A 24,414-nucleotide genomic window follows, 5' to 3' on the forward strand; every position below is an offset into this window, starting at 1 on the left:
GCTCGCGAGACGCTTCGCCTCTGTCGCCTGTCCAAAGCTGCTCAAGCAGCTTTGGCGCCACAGGCTCCAGCCCCTCGGGGTCCATTTTTCTACGGGCGGCCCGTCGGAGCCTTTCATGCTGAAAATCGAAAACCTCCACGCCTATTACGGCAAGAGCCACGTGCTGCACGGGGTCCACTTTGGCGTCCAACCCGGTGAAATCGTGGCCCTGCTGGGTCGCAACGGTTCGGGGCGCTCCACCACGGCCAAGGCCATCATGGGCCTGGTGGAATGCGAAGGCGACATCCAGTGGAAAGGCCGGCGCATCACCGGGCAGAAGGCCTACGAGATCGCCCACCTGGGCATCGGGTATGTGCCGGAAAATCGCGACATCTTCCCGACGCTGACCGTGCACCAGAACCTGATGCTGGGACAAAAAGGCAAGGGCAAGGGCAGCCGCTGGTCGTTTGAAGACATGTACCAGATGTTCCCGCGGCTCAGGGAACGCCAGCACACCGAGGCCGGCGTGTTGTCCGGCGGCGAGCAGCAGATGCTCACGCTGTGCCGCGCGCTGATGGGCGACCCGGACCTGCTCATCATCGACGAACCGACCGAGGGTCTGGCGCCCAAGATCGTCGAACTGGTGGGCCAGTACCTGCAGACCCTGAAGGCCAAGGGGATCTCCGTGCTGCTGATTGAGCAGAAACTGACGATTGCCATGGCGATTTCAGACCGGGCGCTGGTCATGGGCCATGGCAGCATTGTGTTTGAGGGCACGCCGGAAAGCCTGCGCGCCGACGCCTACACCCGCAAGGAGTGGCTGGAGGTCTAGGAGCCTGTGGGATTTGCCGCCGACGATTTCCAAGTCCGACAGGCTCCTGGGGCATGCTTTGTCACGGCAGGGACAAGACCGGTGCTGGCAAGGCTTGCAGTGCCCTGCCAGCCTTCTACAATGACAAATAGAACGGTCGTACTATTTTTGGACGCCAAGCCGTTTGAGAATCATCACCTGGCCCCGCAAACGGCCGGGTAAACGCAACAAAGGAAAAGCAAATGACAGCCAAATACGAAGTCCACGGCAGTGTCGCGGTGATCACCCTGGACAACCCGCCGATCAACGGCCTGGGTTATGCCACCCGGGTGGGCATCACCGACAGTCTGCAAAAAGCCAATGCCGATGCGGCCGTCAAATCCATTGTGCTGACCGGTGCGGGCAAGGCCTTTTCGGGCGGCGCCGACATCAAGGAATTCGGCACGCCGAAAGCGCTGGCCGAGCCCAACCTGCTCAGCGTCATCCTGGCCGTCGAGAACTCGTCCAAGCCCGTGGTGGCTGCAGTGCACTCGGTGTGTATGGGCGGCGGCCTCGAACTGGCACTCGGTTGCCACTACCGCATTGCCGCACCGGGCTGCAACGTGGCCCTGCCTGAAGTCAAGCTCGGCCTGATCCCCGGTGCCGGCGGCACACAGCGGCTGCCGCGCGCGCTCGGTGTCGAGCCGGCCCTGAACATGATCGTTAGCGGTGAGCCGGTCAAGAGTGAGCTGTTGGCCCAGATCCCCGGCCAGAAGCTGTTCGACAAGATGGCGGCGTCCGCAGAATCGCTGGCCCAGGAAGCTCTGGCCTTTGCCCAGGCCGTGTCCGACACGCGCCCCTTGCCGCTGGTACGCAACCTGCCTTGCAAACACCCGGGCGGCGACGCGTATTTCCAGTTTGCGCGCAACATGGTCAAGGGCATGGCCAAAAACTTCCCGGCCCCCGTCAAATGCGTGGACGCCGTGGAAGCCGCGACGAAGAAAAAATTCGACGAAGGTATGCTGTTTGAGCGCGAGATCTTCATCAACCTGATGTGGACCCCGGAGAGCAAGGCGCTGCGCCATATTTTCGCGGCCGAGCGTGCAGCGTCGAAGATTCCGGACGTGCTGGAAGACACGCCCAAACGCGAGATCAAGGCTATCGCCGTCATTGGCGCCGGCACCATGGGCGGCGGCATTGCCATGAATTTCCTGAACGCCGGCATCCCGGTGAAGATGCTGGAGATGAAGCAGGAAGCGCTGGACAAGGGCCTTGCCACCATCCGCAAGAACTACGAAGCCCAGGTCAAAAAGGGCAAGCTCAAGCAGGACAAATACGAGCAGCGCATGAGCCTGCTGAGCACCACGCTGAGTTACGACGAGCTGAAAGACGCCGACATGGTGATCGAGGCCGTGTTCGAGGAATTGGGCGTCAAGGAAAAAGTCTTCAAGGAACTCGACCGCGTGATGAAGCCCGGCGCCATCCTGGCCTCCAACACTTCGACGCTGGACGTCAACAAGATCGCGGCCTTCACCAAGCGCCCACAGGACGTGGTCGGCATGCATTTCTTCAGCCCGGCCAACGTGATGAAGCTGCTCGAAGTCATTCGCGGTGAAAAAACCGCCAAGGATGTGCTGGCCACGGTGATGGCGATCAGCAAAAAGATCAGGAAAACCGCCGTGGTTTCCGGTGTCTGTGACGGCTTCATCGGCAACCGCATGATCGAGCAGTACGGCCGCCAGGGCGGCTTCCTGCTCGACGAGGGCTGTACGCCCGCGCAGGTCGACAAGGCGATGGAAAAATTCGGCATGGCCATGGGCCCGTTCCGCATGGGTGACCTGGCCGGCAACGACATCGGCTGGGCCATCCGCAAGCGCCGTTACCAGGAAAAGCCGGACATGAAATACAGCAAGACCGCCGATCTGCTGTGCGAGAAGGGCCGCTTCGGCCAGAAGACCGGCGCCGGCTGGTACGACTATGTGCCCGGCAAGCGCGACGCGATTCCGAACGCCGAAGTGGTCAAGATGATTGAAGACCACCGCGCCTCGCTGGGCATCACGCCGCGCAAGATCTCCGACGAGGAGATCGTGCAGCGCCTGGTTTACGCACTGGTCAACGAGGCGGCGCACATTCTGGAAGAGGGCATAGCGTCGAAGGCCAGCGACATCGACATGGTCTACCTCATGGGTTACGGCTTCCCGATCTACCGTGGCGGCCCCATGAATTACGCCGACCAGGTGGGCCTGTTCAACGTGGTGCAGAGCATGAAGCGTTTTGCCCAGAACCCGCTGGACGACGCGAAATTCTGGCAACCGGCGCCGCTGCTGGCCCGTCTTGCCGCGGAAGGCAAGACCTTCAACTGAAGGGCCACCGAAGGCAAGACGTTCAATTAATTTCCGGAGATTTTCATGACTTCAGCTGTAATCGTTTCCACCGCCCGCACCCCCCTGGCCAAAAGCTGGAAGGGCTCTTTCAACATGACCCACGGCGCCACCCTGGGCGGCCACGCGGTTGAACACGCGATCAAACGCGCCGGCATCGAGGCCGGCGAGGTCGAGGATGTGATCATGGGCTGCGCCAACCCCGAAGGCGCGACGGGCGCCAACATTGCGCGCCAGATCGCGCTGCGCGCCGGCTGCCCCATCACCGTGTCGGGCATGACCGTCAACCGTTTCTGCTCGTCCGGCCTGCAGACCATTGCCCTGGCGGCGCAGCGCATCATTGCCGGTGAAGCCGACATTTATGTGGCCGGTGGTGTTGAAAGCATTTCCTGCGTGCAGCAGGAAATGAACACCCACATGCTGGCCGACCCGTGGCTGGTCAAGAACAAGCCCGAGATCTACTGGAACATGTTGCAGACGGCCGAGCAGGTCGCCAAGCGTTACGGCATCACGCGCGAGCAGATGGACGAATACGGCGCCGCCAGCCAGCAAAAAGCCTCGGCTGCCCTGGCTTCCGGCCTGTTCGATGCCGAAATTGCACCGATCACCGTCACCATGGGTGTGGCCGACGCCGTGATGGGCCTGACCACCAAACAGGTGACGGTCAGCAAGGATGAAGGCATCCGTGAAGGCACGACCAAGGAAGGCATCAGCGGCATCAAGCCGGCCGTTCCCGGCGGCGTGATTTCGGCCGGCAATGCCAGCCAGTTCTCCGACGGCGGCGGTGCGGTTGTTGTGATGGATGAAAAAGTGGCCGAGAAAAAAGGCCTGGCGCCGCTGGGCCGCTTCCTCGGTTTTGCGGTCGCCGGCTGTGAGCCTGACGAAATGGGCATAGGCCCGGTCTACGCCATCCCCAAGGTGCTGGCGCGCCTGGGCCTGAAGGTCAGCGACATCGACCTGTGGGAGCTCAACGAAGCCTTTGCCGTGCAGGTGATCTATTGCCGTGACAAGCTGGGCATTCCGATGGACAAGCTCAACGTCAATGGTGGTGCGATTGCGGTCGGCCACCCCTACGGCGTCAGCGGCCAGCGCCTGACCGGCCATGCGCTGATCGAAGGCAAACGCCGCGGCGCCAAACGTGTCTGCGTGACCATGTGTATCGGTGGCGGCATGGGCGCGGCGGGCATCTTCGAAGTACTCTGAGTTCCTTCAGCGAGCACGCTGACCATGGGGCTGAGCAGGCTGTCCGCATAAGACCGGACAGGCAGCTCGGCCCCCATTTATTGATGGGTACGCCCCAGCTAAAAGTGAGAGCACTATGAGCCTTCGTCCCACCCTTGATTTCCTGCTCTACGAGTGGCTGGGCGCCGAGTCGCTGAACCAGCGCGAGCGTTTTTCCGACCATTCGCGCGAAACCTTCAACGCGGTATTCGACACCTGCGAACGCATCGCGCGTGAAAAATTTGCGCCTTTCAACCGGCTGGTCGACACGCAGGAGCCGCATTTTGACGGCGAAAAAGTCATCCTGCCGCAGGCCACACATGACGCGCACAAGGCCTACGCCGGCTCCGGCATGCTCAGCGCCGCGCAGGACTACCACGAAGGCGGCATGCAGCTGCCTTACACCATCGAGGCGGCGGCCAACTGCTTTTTTGCCATGGCCTCGGTCAGCATAGGCTCCAGCCTGCTGACCAAGGGCAATGCCAACCTGCTGCTGGTGCACGGCACCGAAGCGCAGAAAGAGGTGTTTGCGCGCAACGAGTTTTCCGGGCGTTTTTCCGGCACCATGTGCCTGAGCGAGCCGCAGGCCGGCTCCTCGCTGAGCGACATCACCACACGCGCCGTGCCGGACGGCGACGATTTCGAGGCCGAGCCGCTCGGGCCGCGCTACCGCCTCACCGGCAACAAGATGTGGATCTCAAGCGGTGAACACGAGCTCACCGAAAACATCATCCACCTGGTGCTGGCAAAGATTCCGGGGCCGGACGGCAAGTTGATTGCCGGCACGCGCGGCATCTCGCTGTTCATCGTGCCCAAGTGGCTGGTGAACGTGGAGAGCCCTCACCCCAGCCCTCTCCCGGGGGGAGAGGGTGAGAAAGGCAGCGTCAAGGTCACGCTGGGTGCCCGGAATGACGTGGCACTGGCCGGCCTGAACCACAAGCTGGGCTGGCGCGGCACCACCAACACACTGCTGAACTTCGGCGAAGGCAAATATCCAGTGGACGGCAAGGCCGGCGCCATCGGCTACCTGGTCGGCAAGCCGCATGAAGGCCTGCGCTGCATGTTCCACATGATGAACGAGGCGCGCATCGGTGTCGGCACGGCGGCCGTGATGCTGGGCATGGCCGGGTATTACGCTTCGCTGGACTATGCGAAGAACCGGCCGCAGGGCAGGTTGCCGATCGGTCAGAAAAAGGAAAACGGCGCAAGCGCCGTGGGCAAAGATTCAGCCCAGCCGCAGGTGCGCATCATCGAACACGCCGATGTCAAACGCATGCTGCTCGCGCAAAAAGCCTATTGCGAAGGCGCGCTGGCGCTGGAACTGTATTGCGCCCGCCTGGTGGACGAGCAGCACACGGCCGAAGCCGGTGCGGCGGACGACGCCCGCCTGCTGCTGGAGGTGCTGACGCCGATCGCCAAGAGCTGGCCCAGCGAGTGGTGCCTGGAGGCCAATTCGCTGGCGATCCAGATTCACGGTGGTTACGGCTACACGCGCGACTTCCCGGTGGAGCAGTACTGGCGCGACAACCGCCTGAACATGATCCACGAAGGCACCCATGGCATCCAGGCCACCGACCTGCTGGGCCGCAAGGTGCTGATGGAGGGCGGCAAGGGCCTGCAGCTGCTGTCGGCGCGCATCAACAGCACGATGGAGCGGGCGAGCCAGGTGCCTGAACTCGCGGCCTATGCCCATGCGCTGGGCCAGGCGCTGCAGCAGGTCGGGGCGACCACCCAGGCCGCCTGGGCCACCGGCAACCCGCAGGATGCGCTTGCCAACGCCGTGCCCTACATGCAGGGCTTCGGCCACACCGTGCTGGCCTGGATCTGGCTGGACGTGGCGCTGGCCGCGCTGCAGGCCGATGCTACAAAATCCATAGCTGTTACCGCCGGTAAATTGGGCGCGGTGCGCTACTTTTATCACTACGAATTGCCTAAAATCGACGCATGGCTCCAAGTGGTCGCGGCCCGCGACCTGACCTGCGCCGACTTGCCGGAGGAGGCGTTCTGATGGGATTTTTCAAGGAATCAGGGAGCACCACGTCGAGCAAGTCGATTGCCCGGCTGCAGCAGCTGATCTGGATCCTGATCTACGGCGGGTTGCTCACGCTGGTGCTGGGCCTGTCGGTGCAGCGCATGGATGACGCCCTCGGCTGGTCCATGGTGGTCGCCGGCGGTGTTGTGGCGGCCATCGGTTTTGTGCTGATCTACGTGCGTTCCCGCCTGACCAGCGGCGACTGACCCGTCCGCCCTGCGACAGCCGGCAGGCACGCTTTGCGCGACACTCGTTTCCATCTTCCCCCAAACAACAAGGAGCCCTTCATGACCCGTACCATCCAGCAGCTGTTCGACCTCACCGGCAAGACCGCCCTCGTCACCGGCGGTTCACGCGGCCTGGGCCTGCAGCTGGCGCAGGCGCTGGGCGAAGCCGGCGCCAAAATCATGCTGAGCTCGCGCAAGGCAGAAGACCTCGAAGAATCGGCCGCCACGCTCAAGGCCGCCGGCATCGCCGTGGACTGGATCGCAGCCGATTGCTCGAAGGAAGCGGACATCCGCGCGCTGGCGGACGAAACCATCAAGCGCTTCGGCCATGTGGACATCCTGGTCAACAACGCGGGCGCCGCTTGGGGTGCGCCGGCCGAAGACCACCCGGTCGAGGCTTGGGACAAGGTCATGAACCTGAACATCCGCGGCTACTTCATCCTGAGCCAGCACATTGCCAAACACAGCATGATTGCGCGGCGTTCCGGCCGAATCATCAATATCGCGTCCATCGCCGGTCTGGGCGGCAACCCGCCCGAGATGACCACGGTGGCCTACAACACCTCCAAAGGCGCGGTGATCAACTTCACGCGCGCACTGGGCTGCGAATGGGGCAAGTACAACATCACCGTCAATGCCATCTGCCCGGGCTTTTTTCCGAGCAAGATGACGGTGGGCACGCTCAAGGCCCTGGGCGAGGAAAAACTGGCCGCCCACGCGCCGCTGCTGCGACTGGGCGACGACGAGGACCTCAAGGGCCTGTGTGTGCTGTACGCGTCGGACGCCGGCAAACACATCACCGCGCAGTGGCTGGCGGTGGACGGCGGCGTTTCTTCGGTAACAGGTGGCTAGAAATGAAGCCCCCACGTTCGCTCGCTTCGCGTAGCTCTCTGCCCCCCGAGGGGGCGCTGCGCCTGCGGCCCGGCAAAGCCGGTTCCGCGGCCCCGGCTGGTCAGGAGGGAGCTCCCACCCTTATGGCTTTGCGTGCTGCACTGCCCCCACTGGCGATATGTTTATGAGCTTCGGCGTCGAGATCCCCTTTGTCAACCACCTCGGTTTCGAGCTGGTGCTGTTCGAAGGCGGGGCGTCGCAGATCGACTACACGCCGCTGCCCGAGCACCTGAACTCGTTTCATGTCACGCACGGCGGCGCACTGATGACGCTGCAGGACGTGGTCATGGCGACGGCGGCGCGCAGTGTGGAGCCGGACATGGGCGTGGTCACCATCGAGATGAAAACCAGCTTCATGCGGCCTGCGCCCGGTGACGGCAGCAAGCTGACGGCCAAGGGCCGGCTGATCCACCGCACGGCAACCATGGCCTTCACCGAAGGCACGGTGTACGACGACCAGGGCCGTATCTGCTCGCATGCTACCGGCACCTTCAAGTACGTCAAACGCCTGGCCGTGGGCCCTAAAGGCGTGAATACACTCCAGACCGTCATTTCGACGGACTAGCCTTCTTCATAAGCAAAATCGTGCTCCAGCCCTTATTGCACCTGCGCCAGCAGCTCTCAAATCAATAGCAATTCACATTCCTCCAGGAGACACCCCATGCCACTCAACCAGCAAATCCTTCTCGACAACCGCCCCACCGGCGAAGCCGTCGCCGCCAACTTCAAGCTCGTCAGCAGCGACACGCCCGCGCTGGCGGACGGGCAGGTGCTGGTGCGCCACCACTACCTGAGCCTGGACCCCTACATGCGCGGCCGCATGAACGATGCCAAGAGTTATGCCCAGCCGCAGGTGCTGGGCCAGGTCATGGGCGGCGGCACGGCCGGCGAAGTGGTTGAGTCGAAAAATCCCAAGTTCGCGGTCGGCGACAAGGTGGTCGGCATGGGCGGCTGGCAGGAGTACAGCGTGGTCGATGCGACCCAGCCCGGTGTCCTGCGCAAGGTAGACACCACCCATGTGCCGCTGTCGCATTACCTGGGCGCCGTGGGCATGCCGGGTGTGACGGCCTGGTACGGCCTGGTGAAAATCATCGAACCGAAAGCCGGACAGACCGTGGTGGTCAGCGCCGCCACTGGTGCCGTGGGCAGTGCCTTCGGCGCTTTGTCCAAGGCGCGTGGCTGCCGCGTGGTCGGCATTGCTGGCGGGCCGGATAAATGCAAATACGCGGTCGAAGAACTCGGCTTTGACGCCTGCATCGATTACAAGCAGCACAAGGATGCGGCTTCGCTGTCGAAAGCGCTCAAGGAAGCCTGCCCGAACGGCATCGACGGCTACTTCGAAAACGTCGGTGGCATGATCCTGGACGCCGTGCTCACACGCATGAACGCTTTCGGCCGCATCGCGCTGTGCGGCATGATCGCCGGTTATGACGGCCAGCCTCTGCCCATGACGTATCCGCAGCTGATCCTGACCAATCGCCTGAAGATCCAGGGTTTTATCGTCAGCGAACACATGGAAGTCTGGCCCGAGGCCCTGAACGAGTTGGGCGCCCTCGTGGCGACCGGCAAGCTCAAGCCACGCGAAACGATTGCCCAAGGCATCGCCGCTGCCCCGGAAGCTTTCCTGGGTTTGCTTAAAGGCAAAAACTTTGGCAAACAACTGGTCAAACTCGTCTGACACGGCAGTTTTTTGCCGTTGAAAGGGATGCCATGAACGCAACCCATGAAGTCTTCAACCAGCCCGAGCCGCTGGTTGACTACAACCTGTTCGATACCAACCACGGCCTGCGCGACGCGCTGAAGTTCAATGCGCCGCAGCTGGCGACGGCGGAGCTCAGCGCGCTGGGTGCAAGCCTGGGCAGCGCGGAGATGCAAACCCACGCCCGTCTGGCCAACACCCACACGCCGCAGCTGCACAGCCACGACCGCTTCGGCCGGCGGGTGGACCAGGTGGAGTTTCACCCGAGTTATCACGTGCTCATGGATGCCGCAACCAGGGCCGGACTGCACGGGACGCCGTGGGGGAGCCCTCACCCTAACCCTCTCCCAAAGGGAGAGGGGACAAATTCCCCCGTCTTGCTCCCTCTCCCTCCGGGAGAGGGCAGGGGTGAGGGCTCTCCGCACGTCGAACGCGCCGCCGGTTTCATGCTGTTCACCGAGCTCGAGCCCTCCATCCTCTGCCCGATCTCCATGACCTACGCGGTCACGCCGGCGCTGCGCGACAACGCCGCCATCCACGCCGACTGGGCGCCCAGGCTCACCAGCCGCGCCTACGATCCGGCGCTCAAGCTGTTTTCGGAAAAAACCGGTGTGACCATGGGCATGGGCATGACGGAAAAGCAGGGCGGCTCCGACGTGCGCGCCAACACGACCCAGGCCGTGCCCGATGGCAGCGACGCCTGGGGCCAGCGCTTTCGCCTGACCGGCCACAAGTGGTTCTTCTCGGCGCCCATGTGCGACGCCTTTCTGGTGCTGGCCCAGGCGCCGGCAGGACTGAGCTGCTTCTTCATTCCACGCGTTCTTCCGGGCAACAGCCTCAACGCCATCCGCATCCAGCGCCTGAAAGACAAACTCGGCAACAAGGCCAACGCGAGCTCTGAAGTCGAGTTCGACAGCGCCACCGCCTGGCTGGTCGGCGAGGAAGGCCGCGGCGTGCCGCAAATCCTCGAGATGGGAACCATGACGCGGCTGGACTGCGCACTCGGCACCAGCGGCCTGATGCGCCAGGCGCTCAGCATTGCGCTGAACCATTGCGCCCAGCGCGAGGCCTTCGGCAGGCCGCTGATCGACCAGCCGCTGATGCGCAATGTGCTGGCCGACCTGGCGCTCGAATCCGAAGCGGCCACCGCGCTCTCCATCCGGCTGGCCCGCGCTTTTGACCACAACACCGATGCGCATGAGCAGGCGATGGCGCGCCTGCTGACGCCGGTCGCCAAGTTCTGGATCTGCAAACGCGGCAGCCACTTTGCGCAGGAAGCCATGGAATGCCTGGGCGGCAACGGTTATGTGGAAGAGGGCGGCGAAGGCATCATGGCCCGCATCTACCGCGAGATGCCACTCAACTCGATCTGGGAAGGTGCCGGCAACATCATGGCGCTGGACCTGCTGCGCGCCTTGCGCAAGGCCGATGCCGCCGCCGCGCTGGCGCAGGAACTGGCCCCCGCCAAAGGCGCCCATCCTGCACTGGACCGCCTCGCCGCGGCCTTGCCGACCCGCGTGGAAGAAATGGCCACCGAAATGGAGGCCAGGCGGCTGGCGCAGGACGTGGCCCTCGCGGTGCAGGCCGCGCTGCTGTACCAGAGCGCGCCCGCGGCCGTGTTCGAGGCTTTCTGCGATTCACGGCTGGGCGGCGACTGGGGCCAGGCTTTCGGCACCCTGGGCGCCGATGTGGACTTCGACGCCCTGATCACCCGTGCCATGCCGCGATGAACACGTGTACTTGTCATTGCGCACCCCGGATCAAGTCCGGGGCGGGCTTTGATCCGCAATCCATCCCTGGCACGCCGTCATGGATCCCGGGGCAAGCCCGGGATGACGGCCAACTGGAGCTCCCATGGCCGACCTGATTCTTCACCACTACCCGACCTCACCGTTTTCCGAGAAGGTCCGCCTGATCCTCGGCTACAAGCAGCTGGCCTGGAAGTCGGTGATCATTCCCAGCATCATGCCCAAGCCCGACGTGCTGGCGCTGACCGGCGGCTACCGCAAGACGCCCTTCCTGCAGGTCGGTGCCGACATCTATTGCGACAGCGCGCTGATCGCCGATGTGCTCGAGCACCTGCAGCCCACGCCTTCCCTCTACCCCGATCCGTGCAAAGGCCTGGCGCGCACGCTGGCGCAGTGGGCCGACAGCACCTTGTTCTGGGCCGCCATGGCGCACAACCTGGGCCCCAAAGGCGCGGCGCACATGTTTGCCGGCGCGCCCCCCGAAGCCGCCAGGGCTTTCGGCGAAGACCGCAAGGCCATGAGTTTCAACATGACGCGCCTGCGTCCGGCCGATGCAGCCGCGGCCTACAAGTCATATTTGCGGCGCCTGTCGGACATGCTCGACGAACAGCCTTTTCTGCTCGGCCAGGTGCCCTGCATCGCCGACTTCGCCGCCTACCACCCGCTGTGGTTCACCCGGGTGCGCACGCCGGTGGTGGCCGACATCCTGCAGCTCACGCCGGCCGTGCTCGACTGGATGGACCGCATGGCCGCCATCGGCCACGGCAGCATGGAAAAATTCGATGCGGCCCAAGCCATCGCCGCCGCGGCGGCCGCCAACCCCATGCCGGTCGGGCACGGCCTGCTGCGCGACAGCACCTTCCAGGACGAACACGGCATTGCGCTGGGCAGCCGCGTCAGCATCACGGCCGAAAGTTTCGGCCCGGAACCCACCGAAGGCGAGCTGATCGCCGCCACACGCACGCACTACACGCTGAGCCGCAACGATGAACGCGCCGGCACGCTGCATGTGCATTTCCCGCGCATTGGGTATGTCCTGAAAGCGGCGATACCCGCATGACGGTTACCTGGCGCTTTGTCCCCTTTGATGCGCTGACCACCACAGAGCTTTATGAAGTCCTGCAGCTTCGCACGGAAGTTTTCGTGATGGAACAGGACGGCATCTATCAGGACATGGACGGGTCGGACCACCAGGCCGTGCATGTTCTTGGCGCATCCGATCGGCAGCTCGTGGCTTATGCACGCTGCTTCCCCGCTGGCGTGAAGTTTGCCGAAGCCAGCATAGGACGCGTGATCACCCGCCAGGTCCTGCGTGGAAGCGGCATGGGTCATAAACTCATGCGCCAGGCCATCGCCTGCGTTTTCGGGCAGTGGGGTGCGCAGCCCATCCGCATAGGCGCCCAGGCACGGCTTGAAAAATTTTATTTGCAGCACGGGTTTGTAAAAGCCGGGCTGCCCTACATCGAAGACGGCATTCCCCACATCGAGATGCTGCGCCCGGTTTATTGATGTTTTGTAATTCACGACACTGCACCGTTCAGGCTGAGCCTGTCGAAGCCCTTCGACAAGCTCAGGGCGAACGGTAGTAAGTGGCCTGTCGTGAATTATGGAAGTCTCAACAATTCAAGGAGTTACTGATGATCACGGATTTCAAAGGAAAAACAGCGGTTCTGACCGGCGCGGGCTCAGGCTTCGGCCTCGAGTGTGCACGCATAGGCGCACGCCTGGGCATGAACCTCGTCCTTGCCGATGTGCAGCAGGATGCACTCGACAAGGCCGCGGCTGAAATGACGGCCGCCGGCGCGCAGGTGCTGGCTTTGCGCCTCGACGTGTCCAAAGCCGCCGAGGTCGAAGCGCTCGGCGCCGCCGTGCTGGCACGTTTCGGCGCGCCCCATTTTGTCTTCAACAACGCCGGCGTCGGGGCAGGGGGCCTGATCTGGGAGAACACGCTGAAAGACTGGGAGTGGGTCATCGGCGTCAACCTCATGGGGGTGGCGCACGGCGTGCGTGTGTTCACGCCCATGATGCTCGAAGCCGCCAAAAAAGACCCGGCCTGGCAGGGCCACATCGTCAACACCGCGAGCATGGCCGGGCTGCTCAACGCGCCCAACATGGGCATTTACAACGTCAGCAAACATGCGGTGGTCAGCATGAGTGAAACCCTGTACCAGGACCTGGCGCTGGTCACCGACCAGATCAGTGCCTCGGTGCTGTGCCCCTTCTTCGTGCCCACCGGCATCAGCCAGAGCCAGCGCAACCGCCCCGATGAGCTGCCGGCCGCCAGGCCGACCAAAAGCCAGCTGATTGGCCAGGCCATGAGCGACAAGGCGGTTGGCTCCGGCAAGGTCACGGCGGCTGACGTGGCACAAAAGGTGTTCGACGCGATCGCCGCCAACCAGTTCTACATCTACAGCCACCCCAAGGCGATCGGCTCGGTGCAGACGCGGCTCGAAGACATTCTGCAGGCGCGCAACCCGACCAACCCGTTTGCGCACAAACCGGAAATCGGCGAAGAGCTGAAAAAAGCACTTCGCGAGGAAGCCTAGGCGCGAAGCTGGGCCCCCTCAGAAGCTGAAGGGGAACTTGACCCCGATGGTGATGTCCGGCGCGTCGGCGGTGACGCCGATGCCGAGGTTGAACACCATGGACCGCCGGTCCGACAAGGAATAGGTCACGCCGAAGTTGAGCACGCCGGCGCTGGAGTCGCTGCCATTGACGGTTTGCCAGTCCTGCCCCTGCTGGCGGATACGCGCCTTTCTTGCAAAGCGGTGCGAATACGAGGTGCTCAGGCTCATGCGTTCGTTGAGGGCAAAGGCAAAACCCGCGCCCAGCGAAAACTGGTCACCCAGCCTGACGCTGCCCGGCGTTCTCGTGTTCGGGTCCGAACTGATGTCGCTGAAGCTGCGGTCGAAGTGGTGCGTATAGCCCAGGTTGGCAAACAGGATGGCCGGATCCACCGTCTTGATGAAGCTCACGCCGGCCGAAGCGGCCCACACGCCATTGCCGGTCGGCAACTTCGCGGGAATCTTCAGGTTGCCGCCCGAATCCGGCGAATCCTCGAACTTGATGCCATAGGGGCTGGTTCCGGTCGGTGCCTTGACGCGAAAGTTGAGCACGGTGTCGGGGCGGTCTGCGCTTTCCTGGACCAGGCGGTAGAACACGCCGGCATTGACATCGCCCACATCGCCGTTCGAGACATTCCGCTCGGCCACGGCCGATGTGCTGAAACCCGCGCCGACCGACGAAAAAGCGGAGTAGCGGTACAGGTAGGGCACGTTGATGTCGAACTGGAGCCGGTCCGTCGGCGCATAACGCCCCGTCAGGTCAAAGGTCAGGGTGTCGGCCTTGATGCGGTCAAGATTGATCTGCCCGAGAAAGATCGCATCCAGCGCCAGAAAGCCGTTGAGGAAAAGGTCACGCCGGTTCGAGTGGGAATAACTCACGCCCGTTTCCAGGGTGAACTTGCGGTCGAACATGGCGCTCTGTTCGCGGTACACCGCCTCGGCACTGCGCGAAGCCGGCGCTTCCCGGACCACCTTCTCTGCGCCGCCACCCTCTGCAGAACCCGGCTCCCGGCTTGCCGACGCATCAGGCTGGGAGCCATCGGCTGCCGTTCTCACCATGCGCGCCTGGCCCGGGCCTGCCGCCTCAAGCTGCTGCAAACGCCTGGCCAGCACCCGCAGCGAGGACTGGTGCGTGTCCACGCGCTGGGTCAACTCCTGTATCTGCCGGCGCAGCTCGGCCACTTCGCCATCGTTGTCCGCCAGGCAAGCCAGGGGGAGGCCGGCTGCCAAGGTCAACACCAAGGGCCGCAGCGGAAAAAAACGTCGCATAAGATCTCCCTCATCAGTTTTTCGATTGCCCCGATTGGCTGGCCGACAGAACGCGGCATTCCCCCTCTTCAGCGCCCCGTGCGACCCCCGGGCGCGTTCCGGACGGGCACGGTTGGCCCGTCCGGACGGCTCAAAAAGCGCCGCTTTGCGGCATCAGCTTCATCCCCAGCAACTGGTTGCCCGCCAGGGATGCCGGTCCGGACGCGGAATTCATCTGGACATTGAGGTTGATCCTGTTGTGAATCTGGTTGACGTCCCCACCCAGCTGCACCGACTGCAACACCTGCCCGCCGCCCATGCCCACCTGGCGAATCTGCTGCATCGCCCGTCCCTGGTCCGGAACGGCGACGGCGACATTCATGCCGTTGCTGCCCAGCCCGACGGACGCCACGCTGCCACTGGCCGTGGTGGTGGACGCCGAGAGCAAGCCGGTTGATTGGGGCTGCGGGGCGGGTTGCCCCGATGCGTTCTGGACGTTGATGCCTATGGTGTTGGTGATGCCGTTCGAGGTGCCCGCCACCTGGATGTTCTGCACCACGCCGGTGACGTCCTGCAGCCCGCCGCCGCCGCCGGCCACCGCAGAGCCCTGACTTGCAGCGCCGCCCATCGCCGCCTTCTGCTCCACGGTGATGGTCGGCACAAAGCTGACCTGCGGCGTGTTGCCGGACAGATTGATCTGCAACACCCCGGACGCGGTAATAGCCTGTCCCGACGAGGCCAGCCACTGCGTCACCATTTCGACGCCGAAGTACATGACCTGACCGGCCGCCACGAATTTGCCGCGCATGTGGCCGAGCTCATCGTCGGCAATGACCGTCGCGTGATCAAACACATTCAGGTCGGGTGGCAGTGCGGCGCGTGCCAAGGGCAGGGTCGCGAGGGCACCTGCCAACGCTGCCACCAGTGCACGTTGTTGCCATGACCTGCAGCCGCCCGCAGTGGACGGCGATCTGCCGCGCCACGGTTTTTCCTTTTGCGCCGCGGCAAGCGCCAATGAATAAATGGTTCGTATCATCACATTTCCCCTCAAACTTCAGGACAGCGTGCTGTCCGTCAACCGAAGACCATGGCCTTGCTCATTCGTCGCGCAAGGCCTCAGAAAAGCTCTGCGCTGGAGAAACCGAACTCCAGCAGTTGGGCATCCGTCAGTGGCCGCCACGTGTCCATGGTGCTGCGTGCTGTCAGCGGCTCGCTGGGGCGCAACAGGACGGTGTCACGTTCAAAGCCCTGGCCGATGATGGCGAACACCACCCGGTTCCAGCCGCTCACAAACTCCTGCCTGGCGACGACCCGGTTGCCCAGCGCCGGATCGGCGAGGTAGACCTTGTCCGGTGTCGTCTTCTTGAGCACCACAAAATGTTTGTACCCCCGGATATCCAGCAGCACGATGGTGGGTACCTTGATCCTGTCCAGCATCTCGGGCGCCATGTTGTAGCCGCGGCCGCGCATGCCCCGGGCCTGCACGTAATTTTTCAGGTCGAGCAGGGAAAATCCTTTCTCCCTGACGACGGCGGGATCACTGACCTGGAGCAGCCCCTGGATGACTTCGTCTTCCGTCAGCTTCTGGCCATAGGCGTAATTGAGGATGGTGGCAAGCGCTGCCGCACCGCAACTGAAGTCGGTTTTCTGCGGAACCATGTCCACATACCGCATTTCCCGCATGCTCAGGACGTTCTTGTGGATGGCGCCCGCGCCGGGGATCACGCCACCGAGGCCAACCGCACCGGCGTGGCCCGCCACCGTCAGGCTGGCCAGGGCATGGCCCAGCAGCCACGCTGCAGGCGGGATCCATTTGTGGTTTGCCAAGGGCATGGCGGTTTATCCTTGTCCAGTTGAAAGCCTTCGGCCGCCGGGGGTGGGCGGCCGAAGGTTGATCCAGCAATGGAACTTCAGCGGCGCAGAGCCTCGCCGCCACCACCGCCGTTGGTGCCACCAGCTTGGGTTGCCGACACCGCCATACCGTTGTACTGCTGGTTGTTGGTGCCCGATGCGATGTTCACGCCGATATTGCCCGCCGCGCCCATCAAGGCGTTGCCGCCCAGCGAAGACGTGTTGGTCGTGGCAATGCTGACACGCGTCACGACGGGAATCATGCCGGTGACCGAGCCGCTCAAGGCAATGTCGCCCTGCTCATTGAAGCTCAGGGAGCCTCCGGCGCTGGAGTCGCCGTTGGGCGTGCCGTTGGCGTTCAGGCCGGACGAAGCCTGGCGATCCAGCCCGCCTTGCGTGTTGGTGTCAAGGTCGAAGTGCCCGGTCTGGCTACCGCCTGGGTGGCTGGTGCCGTTCCAGATGTCGGGGTACTGGTTACCCTTCTGATCGGAGATGCCTGCATAGACACCCCGGGACTGGAAGGCCAGGTCCACCGGAACCATGGTCACGACTTCCCGTTGCTTGGGCGTGTTGGACGTGACGTTGTGGTCGTTCATCTGCTTGACCGCCACCGTCGCCGTGGCCATGCGCGCGACCGCGACAGACGCCGCCAGATCGTTTTTCTGCTGGTTGCTGTTTCCGGCGGAGATGTTGACCCCGATGTTGCCGGTCGCATTCTGCAACGCATTGCCGGCCAGGGTTGCCGCGTTGGTGTTGCCGAAGTTGATGGCCCGGTTGGCCTGGACATCCTGGCGTGCAAAAATTTCAGCGTCGGACGATCCGAACAGGAAGCTGGCATCGGATGCGGACAGCGCAGCAGAATTCGCCTGCTGGTTGTTGTCGCCGGCCGTGACGTTCAGGCCGATGTTGCCTGCTGCGTTCTGCAGGGAGTTGCCGTTGACCACCGACGAGTTCGTGACTTCGTCATTGGCCACCTCGTTGAGGTAGTTGATCTGCTTGTCATCAACCACGGCTGCGGAACTCGAGTCGACCCCGATTGCACCGGTGACCTGCACATTACCGCTGACGTTGACCTCCTGCCGGTAACGCAGGTCTTTCTCGATGTTGACCCTGGTGCGGTTCTCCGTGGAACTGCTGTCCGTACTGACACTGGTTGCCGACGTCGACTTGCTGTCCTGGGTGCCGTCCTGCGAAAAAGCCAGCGGAGCGGCGAACAATGCGGCCACCGCCAGTGCCAGAGGGGCAGACTTCATTTTTAGCGTTTTCATGGAATGATCTCCAAAAAGTTAAGAGCTGTCTTAAGGTTTCGTCCCCAGCTGGAGCTGGAAGGCGAAGTTGTTGGCCGTGCTGTTGCCCGACCCCGCAGACTGGTTGATCTGGACCAGGCCGCGCGAGCCGCGAAAGGCGGAATCGGAGATCGATACCGCCTTCATGTTTGCGCCCCTGGCCGGACCAGCCAGCCCCACACCGGAAGCAGTCGCAGCGAGCACGCTCTCTGAAGCTGCTTCCACATCAAAGCCCACAGCAACCGCCATGCCGTTGGCCTGGGTGTTCCCCACGCCACTGGTCTGGTTCACGGAAACTGCGCCCGAGCTGTTCGCAAAGGCACGGCCTCCGATCACCGCGATGGACAGATCCGGCGCGGTAGCGCGAATCCATCCGGTCGCCTGATGCACACCGACCAGGGCCGCGGCAGTGCCGCCGTCCAAGCCAATGGCCATGGCGCCCGCATTCGTCTGGGCATTTGAATCTCCTGCCGCCATGTTCACGGCGAATCGGCCGCGAACATTGCTCAGCGCATTGCCGTCGATCACGCTGCGCGTGACATAGGCCGGCAGTTCCGGTCCGGCACTCTGGCTCCAGCAAGGAAACGAGATCAGCCAGGCCAGCGCCGCCAGAACCGTGTTGGGTTTGGGTTGAATCCGCATCATGGTCGTCTCCCTACTTGGTGCCGGCGGGCGCGAGGACGCCGGTCAGGGCATGGCCCAGTGCACCGGTGGCGCGGCTGACACTGGCTCCCGCCTGCACGCCGAAGCCGCCAGCCAGGGAGCCCAGCCCGCCTGCTGGCGCAAAGGCATCGCCCCCTGCACCCGTGAATTTTCCGGACGCCAACCCGGCCTGCGCTGTCGCCGCCTGCACCGTGCCCGCGACGCTGCCCATGTGGCCCTGCACGCGTCCCGCGATGGCCGCCGACTCATGATCCGTCAACTCGGTGACTGCGCCGGCGCGGACCGCTGGTCCGACACCCAACATCGGGACATCCGGCGCGGTCTGGACGCCGGTGACCTGCCCGGTATGGCGCGGACCGGCCGCCGACTGGTAAGGCACGTCCCGGGTGATGACCAGGAAGCCATCCCCGGCAAAAACCTGCGCGGCAAAAGCGAATTGACCCATCACCAGCACACCAGCGCAAGCCCATCTCTCTGGATATCGAGGCATGATTTTCTTCTCCCTTCGCTGTCGGATGAATCCAGCATCACCCGTCTGCTCGACATCGCGTGGCGCCAGAGCCGTCCTTGTGACAGGGCTTCATGGCCTGCGATATCGGGGGCCAGTTTCATCCCAGCCGCGGGGTCTGCCAATCCCTTCAATGGGGTATCCCCAGCGTCGATGCAGCCGGTGTGTTTCATGCGCGCGGCCCCCGTGATTCATCAGGCGGCGCTTGGAAAAGGCGTCATTTTTTCGACGGACGCAGGGCCTGAAAACCCGCTCATGGCGAGGTGTAAGGCCGGTAACCGGGCGTGAAAAACAGGGAAGTGACGTGCCCGGCAAGAGCAGCTGATCGCCGCCTGTCAGTTCAGCAATAGGAACAGCAACAGGAAAAGGAACAGGACGGCGAACGCGCGGCAGCGGCCGTCTGGATATGGTTAATCGTTTTTTCCCCGGTCGGCGGATGCCTGTTACTGTTGCGCCGGTGAGGTTCAGGCCGGCTGCAGTGCAAACGTCACCTTGACCTCGGCCGCTGCGGGCGTACGCCCGGCGCGACGTTGCTGGGCGGCTGCAGCGGCCATCACCAGGCTCAGCGACGATGGTTTCATCGCGTAGATCAGCGCGCGGCGGTGCTCCGTGGTCAGGAAGCTGCCGCCGGCGTCCACCACGATATCGCGCGGATCGTCATCGAGCGTGACCCACAAACTGCCTTCGTGGCAGCTGATCTGTACGCCGGCGGCATCGGACACGCTGAACATCGCCTGGTGGGCAAGGGTCAGGTCCAGGGGGCTTGAGTCGGTCATCATGGCTCTCCTTTTTCGCTTTCACATTCGGTGTGGAAATGAATATACTGGCCGGCCCCAGAGCGTTCAAACGGTCATTTGGAATCCTTGGCATGCCTCCAAAGAATGTGAAACCCGCTTCACCGGCGGTCCAAGCCCAAGGCTTTCGCCGCGGCGAACTGCCGCGCCTGGACCTCCTTCACAGCTTCGAGGCCGCTGCGCGCACGCTGAGTTTCACGCGGGCAGCCGCCGAACTGTTTCTCACGCAATCGGCCGTCAGCCGGCAGATCCAGCAGATTGAAGCCGACCTGGGCGCCGCGCTGTTCGAGCGGCGCCACCGCGCACTGGCGCTGACCGACGCCGGCAAGCTCATGCAGCGCGTGGTCAGCGACTGCCTGGAGCGGCTGCGCGATGCCGCCACCAGCGTGCGCGCCACCACGCCGGCGCGGCAGGTAGCCATCACGACCACGCCGGGTTTTGCCTCGCTGTGGCTGATTCCGAGGCTGGCCCGGTTCACGGCCAGCCATCCCGGCGTCGATGTGCGTATTTCTGCCACGCTGGAACGGCTGGACCTCGAACGCAGCGGCATCGATGTGTCGGTGCGCCTGAGCCTGACCAGCCATGGCGTGGGCAGCACGCTGTTCGAGGAAACAGTGTTGCCCGTCTGTGCGCCGCAGTTGCTGAAAAACCGTGCGCTGCCTTTGAAAAAACCGCCCGACCTGGCCGGCCACACACTGTTGGCCACCGACATGCCGCAAGGCCAGCCGCTCACCATCGACTGGGAACCCTGGTTCAAGGTCATGGGGCTGCCCGAGGTGCGCATGAAAAACACGCTGCGCTTTTCGCAGTATTCCGATGTGGTGGCGGCGGCCGTGGCGGGGCAGGGAGTGGCGATAGGCCGCCTGCCCCTGCTGGCCGAGCTGCTGCGGGATGGCCGGCTTGTCGCGCCTTTCAGCGGCGTGGCATCCCGCATGGGCTACTTCGTGAACATGTCGCCGCGCGCCGCAGGCAACCCCGACGCCCAGGACTTCGTGCGCTGGCTGATGGCGGAGGCCGAATCGGCCAAGGCACGGGAGCCGGCGACACACCCGTGAATCATCTGCCGCTGCGAAAAACTACCCCGCGCATTGAAGGCTCAGGGCCTGCAGCGTCCGGCCTCCTTGCGGATCAAACACCACCAGATTGACCTGCCGCTCATGGCCGGGCGTGGCGGCAATGCTACGAAATCCCGGTTTTTTCGGGTTGCATCGTTGCTTCTGTATTCGCCGGCCTGGGTGTATTGCCGCACCACGAAATCGTGCTTCAAAAATTCACCGGCAGCCTTCCGATGTGTAGAGCTCCAGCACCGGTGTCACCAGGGAGCCGGTGCTGCCTGCGCACTGGTTTGACATCGAAAATGTGGCGCTGGCCCACGAAGCAAGGGCGCAGACAGCTATGAATTTAGTAGCAAGAGTAGCCATAACCGGGTCCTTTAGGTGGCGTATCCCCTGTTTGTCGCGCGGGAACGGCTGTTCTTACAGGGCCGCTCTCACACCAGGCGAAGGCCCGATCCCATGATGACCATGGGTAACGCTTGCTGGCTCCGACCCGCCTTGGGTACCGGGCTCTTTCCTCCTGCTTTCAAAACCAGCAGGGCACCTCAAGTGGGTTAGCCTGAATGGGAGCCATTGGTCTACCAGGGCGAGTTTCGACGGCATTCAATACAGCCAGCGCCTTGCGTTCTGGCGTTGGCGGCATGAGAATCCTTTGATCATGCTGCGCAAGACACCTGACGGAGAGGCCATATGGCGGAAACCTCAATCCTTGAGAAACCGTCTGCTCACGCTCGCCGCGCTGCCCTTGGTTCCGGCGGTGCTGCTCGTCCTGCTGCTCATCGTCCTTCAGGCCATGCGCATCCAGGAAGAGGCGCAGGCCAGTGCGTTGCGCACGACCCGTGCGCTTGCGGTAGCGGTCGATTCCCGGCTTCGGGAGGTCGAGGCCAGTCTGGCCGCCCTGACTGTTTCTGACTCCCTGCGCAACCAGTATCTCGCCACGTTCTACAAGCAGGCCCTGTTGTTCCAGGTGTCGACGGGCCTGGGCACCGTCGTTGTGCTGGATGAGCATGGCCGCCAGGTCGTCAATACCTCCCAGCCCTATGGCGCACCGTTGCCGGCGCTTGGCGCCCAGGCCTCAACCATGCCGGTCATCGTGGAGGGCAGGCCGATGGCCCGGGTGATCAAGGCACCATCGTCGGGCGAGCCGCTGGCTGTCGTGAGTGTTCCCGTGCGTATCAACGGTCAGGTGCGGTACGCGTTGTCGACAACCATTGGCTTTCGCCATTTCGATGATCTCCTGCGCGAGCAGAGCCTGCCGCCAACCTGGATCGGCTCCATCGTCGATCCCGAGCGCGTGGTGGTGGCGCGTACCATTGATGGAGACAAGTTTGTGGGTACACCGGCCCCCGGCTTCCTTGTCGATGCGATGTCACGCTACCGGGAAGGAGCTTTCGATGGCGTTAGCGTCGAAGGCATACCGGTTCGCACAATTTATTCGTCCACGGGCTATGCCGGCTGGGCGGTGGCGGTGGGTGTTCCTAAAGCCGAACTGGCGCGCGAGTTGTACATGCCGCTGCTCTGGTTCTCCGTGTCCACCCTGTTCGTCCTGGGTCTGGCCGCAGCTGCTGCGTGGTGGTACGCCGAGCGCATCGGCCGCGCCATGGCCCGGTTGACCAACGCTGCCCGCGAACTTGGGGGAGGTGCAGCAGTCAGCGTGCCGCCCTTGGGCATTGTGGAAGCCGACCAGCTCGCGGCCGCCATGACCCGCGCCAGCTCGGAGTTGCGCGGCAATGAAGCCAGGTGGAGCGCAGTTCTCGAGTCGGCCATGGACGGCATTGTGGCCGTGGACGAATCCCAGCGCATTGTCATCTACAACCCCGCGGCCGAGCGGATTTTCGGCTGGAGCTTTCAGGAAACCATGGGCCAGCCTCTGGGAATGCTCATTCCGCCCGAGCACCGCGGCACGCACGAGGTCATGGTGCGGCAGTTTGGCCGCACGGGTGAAACTTCACGCCGCATGGGCGCAGGCGTCGTCGTGAGCGGGCTGCGCAAGGGAGGGGCGGTTTTCCCAATCGAAGCGTCCATCTCACATGTGGACATGGGCGGGAACCAGCTCTACACGGTCATCATCCGGGACGTCACTGAAGCCGTGCGGGCGCGGGATGACCTGACGCAGATGGCCGGGCAAGCGAGCCGCGTGCGCGAGCAGGAGAAGGCGCGGATCGCGCGGGAGCTGCACGACGAGTTGGCCCAGTCGCTTGCCGTTCTCAGGATGGACTTGGTGCAGCTGGGCAGTGCGCTGCGGACCAGCCATGCCGATGCGGAGCAAAACGTGGCGCGGATGGTGGCCGGGGTCGACGCCAGCGTGGCGGCCACCCGCCGCATCGCGGCCGACCTGCGGCCGCTGATACTGGACGACCTGGGCCTTGCCGCCGCGATCGAATGGCTTGGGGAGGAGTTCACCGGCCGCACAGGCGTTGCCTGCACAGTCCGGCTCGAAGGTGACCTGGACTTGCCGGAGCCTTACGCCACGGGGGTGTTCCGCATCCTGCAGGAGGCGCTGGTCAACGTGGCGAAGCACGCACGCGCCCACCGCGTCGAGGTCAGCGGCGTACGCAACGCAACAGACATCCTGTTTGCGGTCGTCGATGACGGCGTCGGATTCGACACCGGCGGGCCGCGCAAGCCGCTGTCCCTTGGCTTGGCAGGGTTGCGCGAGCGCGTCCACCTGCTGGAGGGCAAGCTCGTGGTGACCAGCAGGCAGGGCCACGGAACCCGGCTGGAGGTCACGATCCCCGCGCCGGCGACAGCACGCACGGTTGATATTTCTCCGGACGGCCCGGATTCTTGCTCATAGCTGCGGGTATTTTTCAGGGGGCACGCCTAATCGGCGTGCGGATTTAATGACAATCATCCAGCGTGGGGCCGCTGCAGATCATCAGAGCAGGGGAGGCGTGTCGGTGCGCACGACGCGTGTACCTACGCCGTCGCGCTTTTCCAGGCGGTCTTCCAGTTCACCGATGTACGCGGCCAGCGTGTTGCCGGACTGCTCGATCTTGCCGATCAGCACCTGCTGGGTCTGGGCCAGCCGCTCCGCCAGCACCGTATCGTGTGCGGCCTCGCGCTGCTGGGCAAGCAGGGCTTGGGCTTCGAGGTACTGGCGCAGTTCCGTGAAACGCGAAGTTTCGGCCTTGTCGGCCAGCTCGCGCTGGGTGGCCAGCGCGCGCGTGGTCTGGCGCATTTCCAGCAGGTGGGTGCTCTGGATGTACAGCGTGGTCGCCAGAAACACCAGCAGCACCGCTGCCAGCAGCACCAGCATGACCAGGCCCAGCGGCACCTGCACAGTGGTGAAACCCAGGCTCAGCAGGGAGGACCGGCTGAACTCGTCGAGGTTGAGCGCGGCAAAACCGGCCATCAGCACAATGGCGACGATTAAGACAATGGTTCGAATACGCATGTTCAGGCTCCAGGAATTGAAGTCCTGATCATGGTGGCTGCGCCTGGCCCTGTCTGTAGGAAAAAAGCCTGTCCGCACGG

The 24,414-nt window shown here is 63.6% G+C and carries 23 protein-coding genes; 14 read left to right on the forward strand and 9 right to left on the reverse strand.

What is annotated here, in order from left to right; genetic code table 11:
• The first annotated feature begins 115 nt into the window (after positions 1-115).
• The 12 genes from PSV40_RS04185 (at position 116) to PSV40_RS04240 (ending at position 13,514) form a co-directional block, all read left to right on the forward strand.
• A complete protein-coding gene (locus tag PSV40_RS04185) occupies positions 116-811 on the forward strand; it encodes an ABC transporter ATP-binding protein (protein ID WP_300534563.1) in 696 nt (231 codons plus the stop codon).
• A 221-nt stretch (positions 812-1,032) separates the two neighbouring features.
• Entirely contained in the window at positions 1,033-3,132 is a 2,100-nt protein-coding gene (locus tag PSV40_RS04190) for a 3-hydroxyacyl-CoA dehydrogenase NAD-binding domain-containing protein (protein WP_300534565.1), read from the forward strand.
• A 45-nt stretch (positions 3,133-3,177) separates the two neighbouring features.
• Positions 3,178-4,353: an acetyl-CoA C-acyltransferase gene (locus PSV40_RS04195; protein WP_300534568.1), complete on the forward strand. Its 1,176-nt coding sequence runs from the start codon at positions 3,178-3,180 to the stop codon at positions 4,351-4,353.
• A 115-nt stretch (positions 4,354-4,468) separates the two neighbouring features.
• Positions 4,469-6,379, forward strand: coding sequence for an acyl-CoA dehydrogenase (locus PSV40_RS04200; RefSeq protein ID WP_300534571.1), 1,911 nt, complete (start codon positions 4,469-4,471; stop codon positions 6,377-6,379).
• Entirely contained in the window at positions 6,379-6,609 is a 231-nt protein-coding gene (locus PSV40_RS04205) for a hypothetical protein (protein ID WP_300534573.1), read from the forward strand. The genes PSV40_RS04200 and PSV40_RS04205 overlap by 1 nt, the downstream gene beginning before the upstream one ends.
• 81 nt (positions 6,610-6,690) lie before the next feature.
• The gene (locus PSV40_RS04210; protein WP_300534576.1) at positions 6,691-7,482 is read left to right on the forward strand and encodes an SDR family oxidoreductase; all 792 of its coding nucleotides are present in this window, start codon (positions 6,691-6,693) and stop codon (positions 7,480-7,482) included.
• A gap of 163 nt (positions 7,483-7,645) precedes the next feature.
• The gene (locus tag PSV40_RS04215) at positions 7,646-8,086 is read left to right on the forward strand and encodes a PaaI family thioesterase (RefSeq protein ID WP_300534578.1); all 441 of its coding nucleotides are present in this window, start codon (positions 7,646-7,648) and stop codon (positions 8,084-8,086) included.
• 96 nt (positions 8,087-8,182) lie between these two features.
• A complete protein-coding gene (locus PSV40_RS04220) occupies positions 8,183-9,199 on the forward strand; it encodes an NADP-dependent oxidoreductase (RefSeq protein ID WP_300534580.1) in 1,017 nt (338 codons plus the stop codon).
• 32 nt (positions 9,200-9,231) lie between these two features.
• On the forward strand, positions 9,232-10,950 hold the full coding sequence (locus PSV40_RS04225) for an acyl-CoA dehydrogenase family protein (RefSeq protein ID WP_300534583.1): 1,719 nt from the start codon (positions 9,232-9,234) through the stop codon (positions 10,948-10,950).
• A 124-nt stretch (positions 10,951-11,074) separates the two neighbouring features.
• On the forward strand, positions 11,075-12,028 hold the full coding sequence (locus tag PSV40_RS04230) for a glutathione S-transferase family protein (RefSeq protein WP_300534584.1): 954 nt from the start codon (positions 11,075-11,077) through the stop codon (positions 12,026-12,028).
• On the forward strand, positions 12,025-12,477 hold the full coding sequence (locus PSV40_RS04235; RefSeq protein WP_300534587.1) for a GNAT family N-acetyltransferase: 453 nt from the start codon (positions 12,025-12,027) through the stop codon (positions 12,475-12,477). The genes PSV40_RS04230 and PSV40_RS04235 overlap by 4 nt, the downstream gene beginning before the upstream one ends.
• Positions 12,478-12,605: 128 nt before the next feature.
• Complete coding sequence (locus tag PSV40_RS04240) at positions 12,606-13,514, forward strand: SDR family oxidoreductase (protein ID WP_300534589.1); 909 nt, start codon at positions 12,606-12,608, stop codon at positions 13,512-13,514.
• Between the two features lie 18 nt (positions 13,515-13,532).
• On the opposite strand, the gene PSV40_RS04245 is transcribed toward PSV40_RS04240, so the two are convergent.
• The 8 genes from PSV40_RS04245 to PSV40_RS04280 all read right to left on the reverse strand — a co-directional run bounded on the left by PSV40_RS04245 (position 13,533) and on the right by PSV40_RS04280 (position 19,867).
• The gene (locus PSV40_RS04245; RefSeq protein ID WP_300534591.1) at positions 13,533-14,801 is read right to left on the reverse strand and encodes a transporter; all 1,269 of its coding nucleotides are present in this window, start codon (positions 14,799-14,801) and stop codon (positions 13,533-13,535) included.
• A gap of 130 nt (positions 14,802-14,931) precedes the next feature.
• A complete protein-coding gene (locus PSV40_RS04250) occupies positions 14,932-15,702 on the reverse strand; it encodes a hypothetical protein (protein WP_300534594.1) in 771 nt (256 codons plus the stop codon).
• Between the two features lie 194 nt (positions 15,703-15,896).
• Complete coding sequence (locus PSV40_RS04255) at positions 15,897-16,613, reverse strand: C39 family peptidase (protein WP_300534597.1); 717 nt, start codon at positions 16,611-16,613, stop codon at positions 15,897-15,899.
• 77 nt (positions 16,614-16,690) lie between these two features.
• Positions 16,691-17,899 carry a hypothetical protein gene (locus PSV40_RS04260; protein WP_300534600.1) on the reverse strand — a complete coding sequence of 403 codons (1,209 nt, stop codon included), beginning with the start codon at positions 17,897-17,899 and terminating at the stop codon, positions 16,691-16,693.
• Positions 17,900-17,929: 30 nt separating this feature from the next.
• Positions 17,930-18,562, reverse strand: coding sequence for a hypothetical protein (locus PSV40_RS04265; RefSeq protein WP_300534602.1), 633 nt, complete (start codon positions 18,560-18,562; stop codon positions 17,930-17,932).
• Positions 18,563-18,572: 10 nt separating this feature from the next.
• Positions 18,573-19,025, reverse strand: coding sequence for a hypothetical protein (locus PSV40_RS04270; RefSeq protein WP_300534605.1), 453 nt, complete (start codon positions 19,023-19,025; stop codon positions 18,573-18,575).
• Positions 19,025-19,261, reverse strand: a complete 237-nt coding sequence (locus tag PSV40_RS04275) for a hypothetical protein (protein WP_300534607.1) — start codon at positions 19,259-19,261, stop codon at positions 19,025-19,027. The genes PSV40_RS04270 and PSV40_RS04275 overlap by 1 nt, the downstream gene beginning before the upstream one ends.
• Positions 19,262-19,552: 291 nt before the next feature.
• Entirely contained in the window at positions 19,553-19,867 is a 315-nt protein-coding gene (locus tag PSV40_RS04280; protein WP_300534610.1) for a DUF2917 domain-containing protein, read from the reverse strand.
• A gap of 89 nt (positions 19,868-19,956) precedes the next feature.
• Between PSV40_RS04280 and PSV40_RS04285 the strand changes: the two genes are divergently transcribed.
• Together PSV40_RS04285 and PSV40_RS04290 are read left to right on the forward strand one after the other, a co-directional pair.
• Positions 19,957-20,937, forward strand: a complete 981-nt coding sequence (locus PSV40_RS04285; protein ID WP_300534613.1) for a LysR substrate-binding domain-containing protein — start codon at positions 19,957-19,959, stop codon at positions 20,935-20,937.
• A 658-nt stretch (positions 20,938-21,595) separates the two neighbouring features.
• Positions 21,596-23,734, forward strand: a complete 2,139-nt coding sequence (locus tag PSV40_RS04290; protein WP_300534716.1) for a PAS domain S-box protein — start codon at positions 21,596-21,598, stop codon at positions 23,732-23,734.
• Between the two features lie 81 nt (positions 23,735-23,815).
• Here PSV40_RS04290 and PSV40_RS04295 read toward each other — a convergent pair whose 3' ends face one another.
• A complete protein-coding gene (locus PSV40_RS04295) occupies positions 23,816-24,334 on the reverse strand; it encodes a hypothetical protein (protein WP_300534617.1) in 519 nt (172 codons plus the stop codon).
• Positions 24,335-24,414: the final 80 nt, after the last annotated feature.

The organism is Polaromonas sp., from assembly GCF_029945925.1.
Classification (GTDB): Bacteria; Pseudomonadota; Gammaproteobacteria; order Burkholderiales; family Burkholderiaceae_C; genus Polaromonas.

Coding starts and splice junctions, on each gene's coding strand:
- PSV40_RS04185 (WP_300534563.1), top strand. CDS start 116: ATGCTGAAAATCGAAAACCTCCACGCCTATTACGGCAAGAGCCACGTG.
- PSV40_RS04190 (WP_300534565.1), top strand. CDS start 1,033: ATGACAGCCAAATACGAAGTCCACGGCAGTGTCGCGGTGATCACCCTG.
- PSV40_RS04195 (WP_300534568.1), top strand. CDS start 3,178: ATGACTTCAGCTGTAATCGTTTCCACCGCCCGCACCCCCCTGGCCAAA.
- PSV40_RS04200 (WP_300534571.1), top strand. CDS start 4,469: ATGAGCCTTCGTCCCACCCTTGATTTCCTGCTCTACGAGTGGCTGGGC.
- PSV40_RS04205 (WP_300534573.1), top strand. CDS start 6,379: ATGGGATTTTTCAAGGAATCAGGGAGCACCACGTCGAGCAAGTCGATT.
- PSV40_RS04210 (WP_300534576.1), top strand. CDS start 6,691: ATGACCCGTACCATCCAGCAGCTGTTCGACCTCACCGGCAAGACCGCC.
- PSV40_RS04215 (WP_300534578.1), top strand. CDS start 7,646: ATGAGCTTCGGCGTCGAGATCCCCTTTGTCAACCACCTCGGTTTCGAG.
- PSV40_RS04220 (WP_300534580.1), top strand. CDS start 8,183: ATGCCACTCAACCAGCAAATCCTTCTCGACAACCGCCCCACCGGCGAA.
- PSV40_RS04225 (WP_300534583.1), top strand. CDS start 9,232: ATGAACGCAACCCATGAAGTCTTCAACCAGCCCGAGCCGCTGGTTGAC.
- PSV40_RS04230 (WP_300534584.1), top strand. CDS start 11,075: ATGGCCGACCTGATTCTTCACCACTACCCGACCTCACCGTTTTCCGAG.
- PSV40_RS04235 (WP_300534587.1), top strand. CDS start 12,025: ATGACGGTTACCTGGCGCTTTGTCCCCTTTGATGCGCTGACCACCACA.
- PSV40_RS04240 (WP_300534589.1), top strand. CDS start 12,606: ATGATCACGGATTTCAAAGGAAAAACAGCGGTTCTGACCGGCGCGGGC.
- PSV40_RS04245 (WP_300534591.1), bottom strand. CDS start 14,801: ATGCGACGTTTTTTTCCGCTGCGGCCCTTGGTGTTGACCTTGGCAGCC.
- PSV40_RS04255 (WP_300534597.1), bottom strand. CDS start 16,613: ATGCCCTTGGCAAACCACAAATGGATCCCGCCTGCAGCGTGGCTGCTG.
- PSV40_RS04260 (WP_300534600.1), bottom strand. CDS start 17,899: ATGAAAACGCTAAAAATGAAGTCTGCCCCTCTGGCACTGGCGGTGGCC.
- PSV40_RS04265 (WP_300534602.1), bottom strand. CDS start 18,562: ATGATGCGGATTCAACCCAAACCCAACACGGTTCTGGCGGCGCTGGCC.
- PSV40_RS04270 (WP_300534605.1), bottom strand. CDS start 19,025: ATGGGTCAATTCGCTTTTGCCGCGCAGGTTTTTGCCGGGGATGGCTTC.
- PSV40_RS04275 (WP_300534607.1), bottom strand. CDS start 19,261: ATGAAACACACCGGCTGCATCGACGCTGGGGATACCCCATTGAAGGGA.
- PSV40_RS04280 (WP_300534610.1), bottom strand. CDS start 19,867: ATGATGACCGACTCAAGCCCCCTGGACCTGACCCTTGCCCACCAGGCG.
- PSV40_RS04285 (WP_300534613.1), top strand. CDS start 19,957: ATGCCTCCAAAGAATGTGAAACCCGCTTCACCGGCGGTCCAAGCCCAA.
- PSV40_RS04290 (WP_300534716.1), top strand. CDS start 21,596: ATGCTGCGCAAGACACCTGACGGAGAGGCCATATGGCGGAAACCTCAA.
- PSV40_RS04295 (WP_300534617.1), bottom strand. CDS start 24,334: ATGCGTATTCGAACCATTGTCTTAATCGTCGCCATTGTGCTGATGGCC.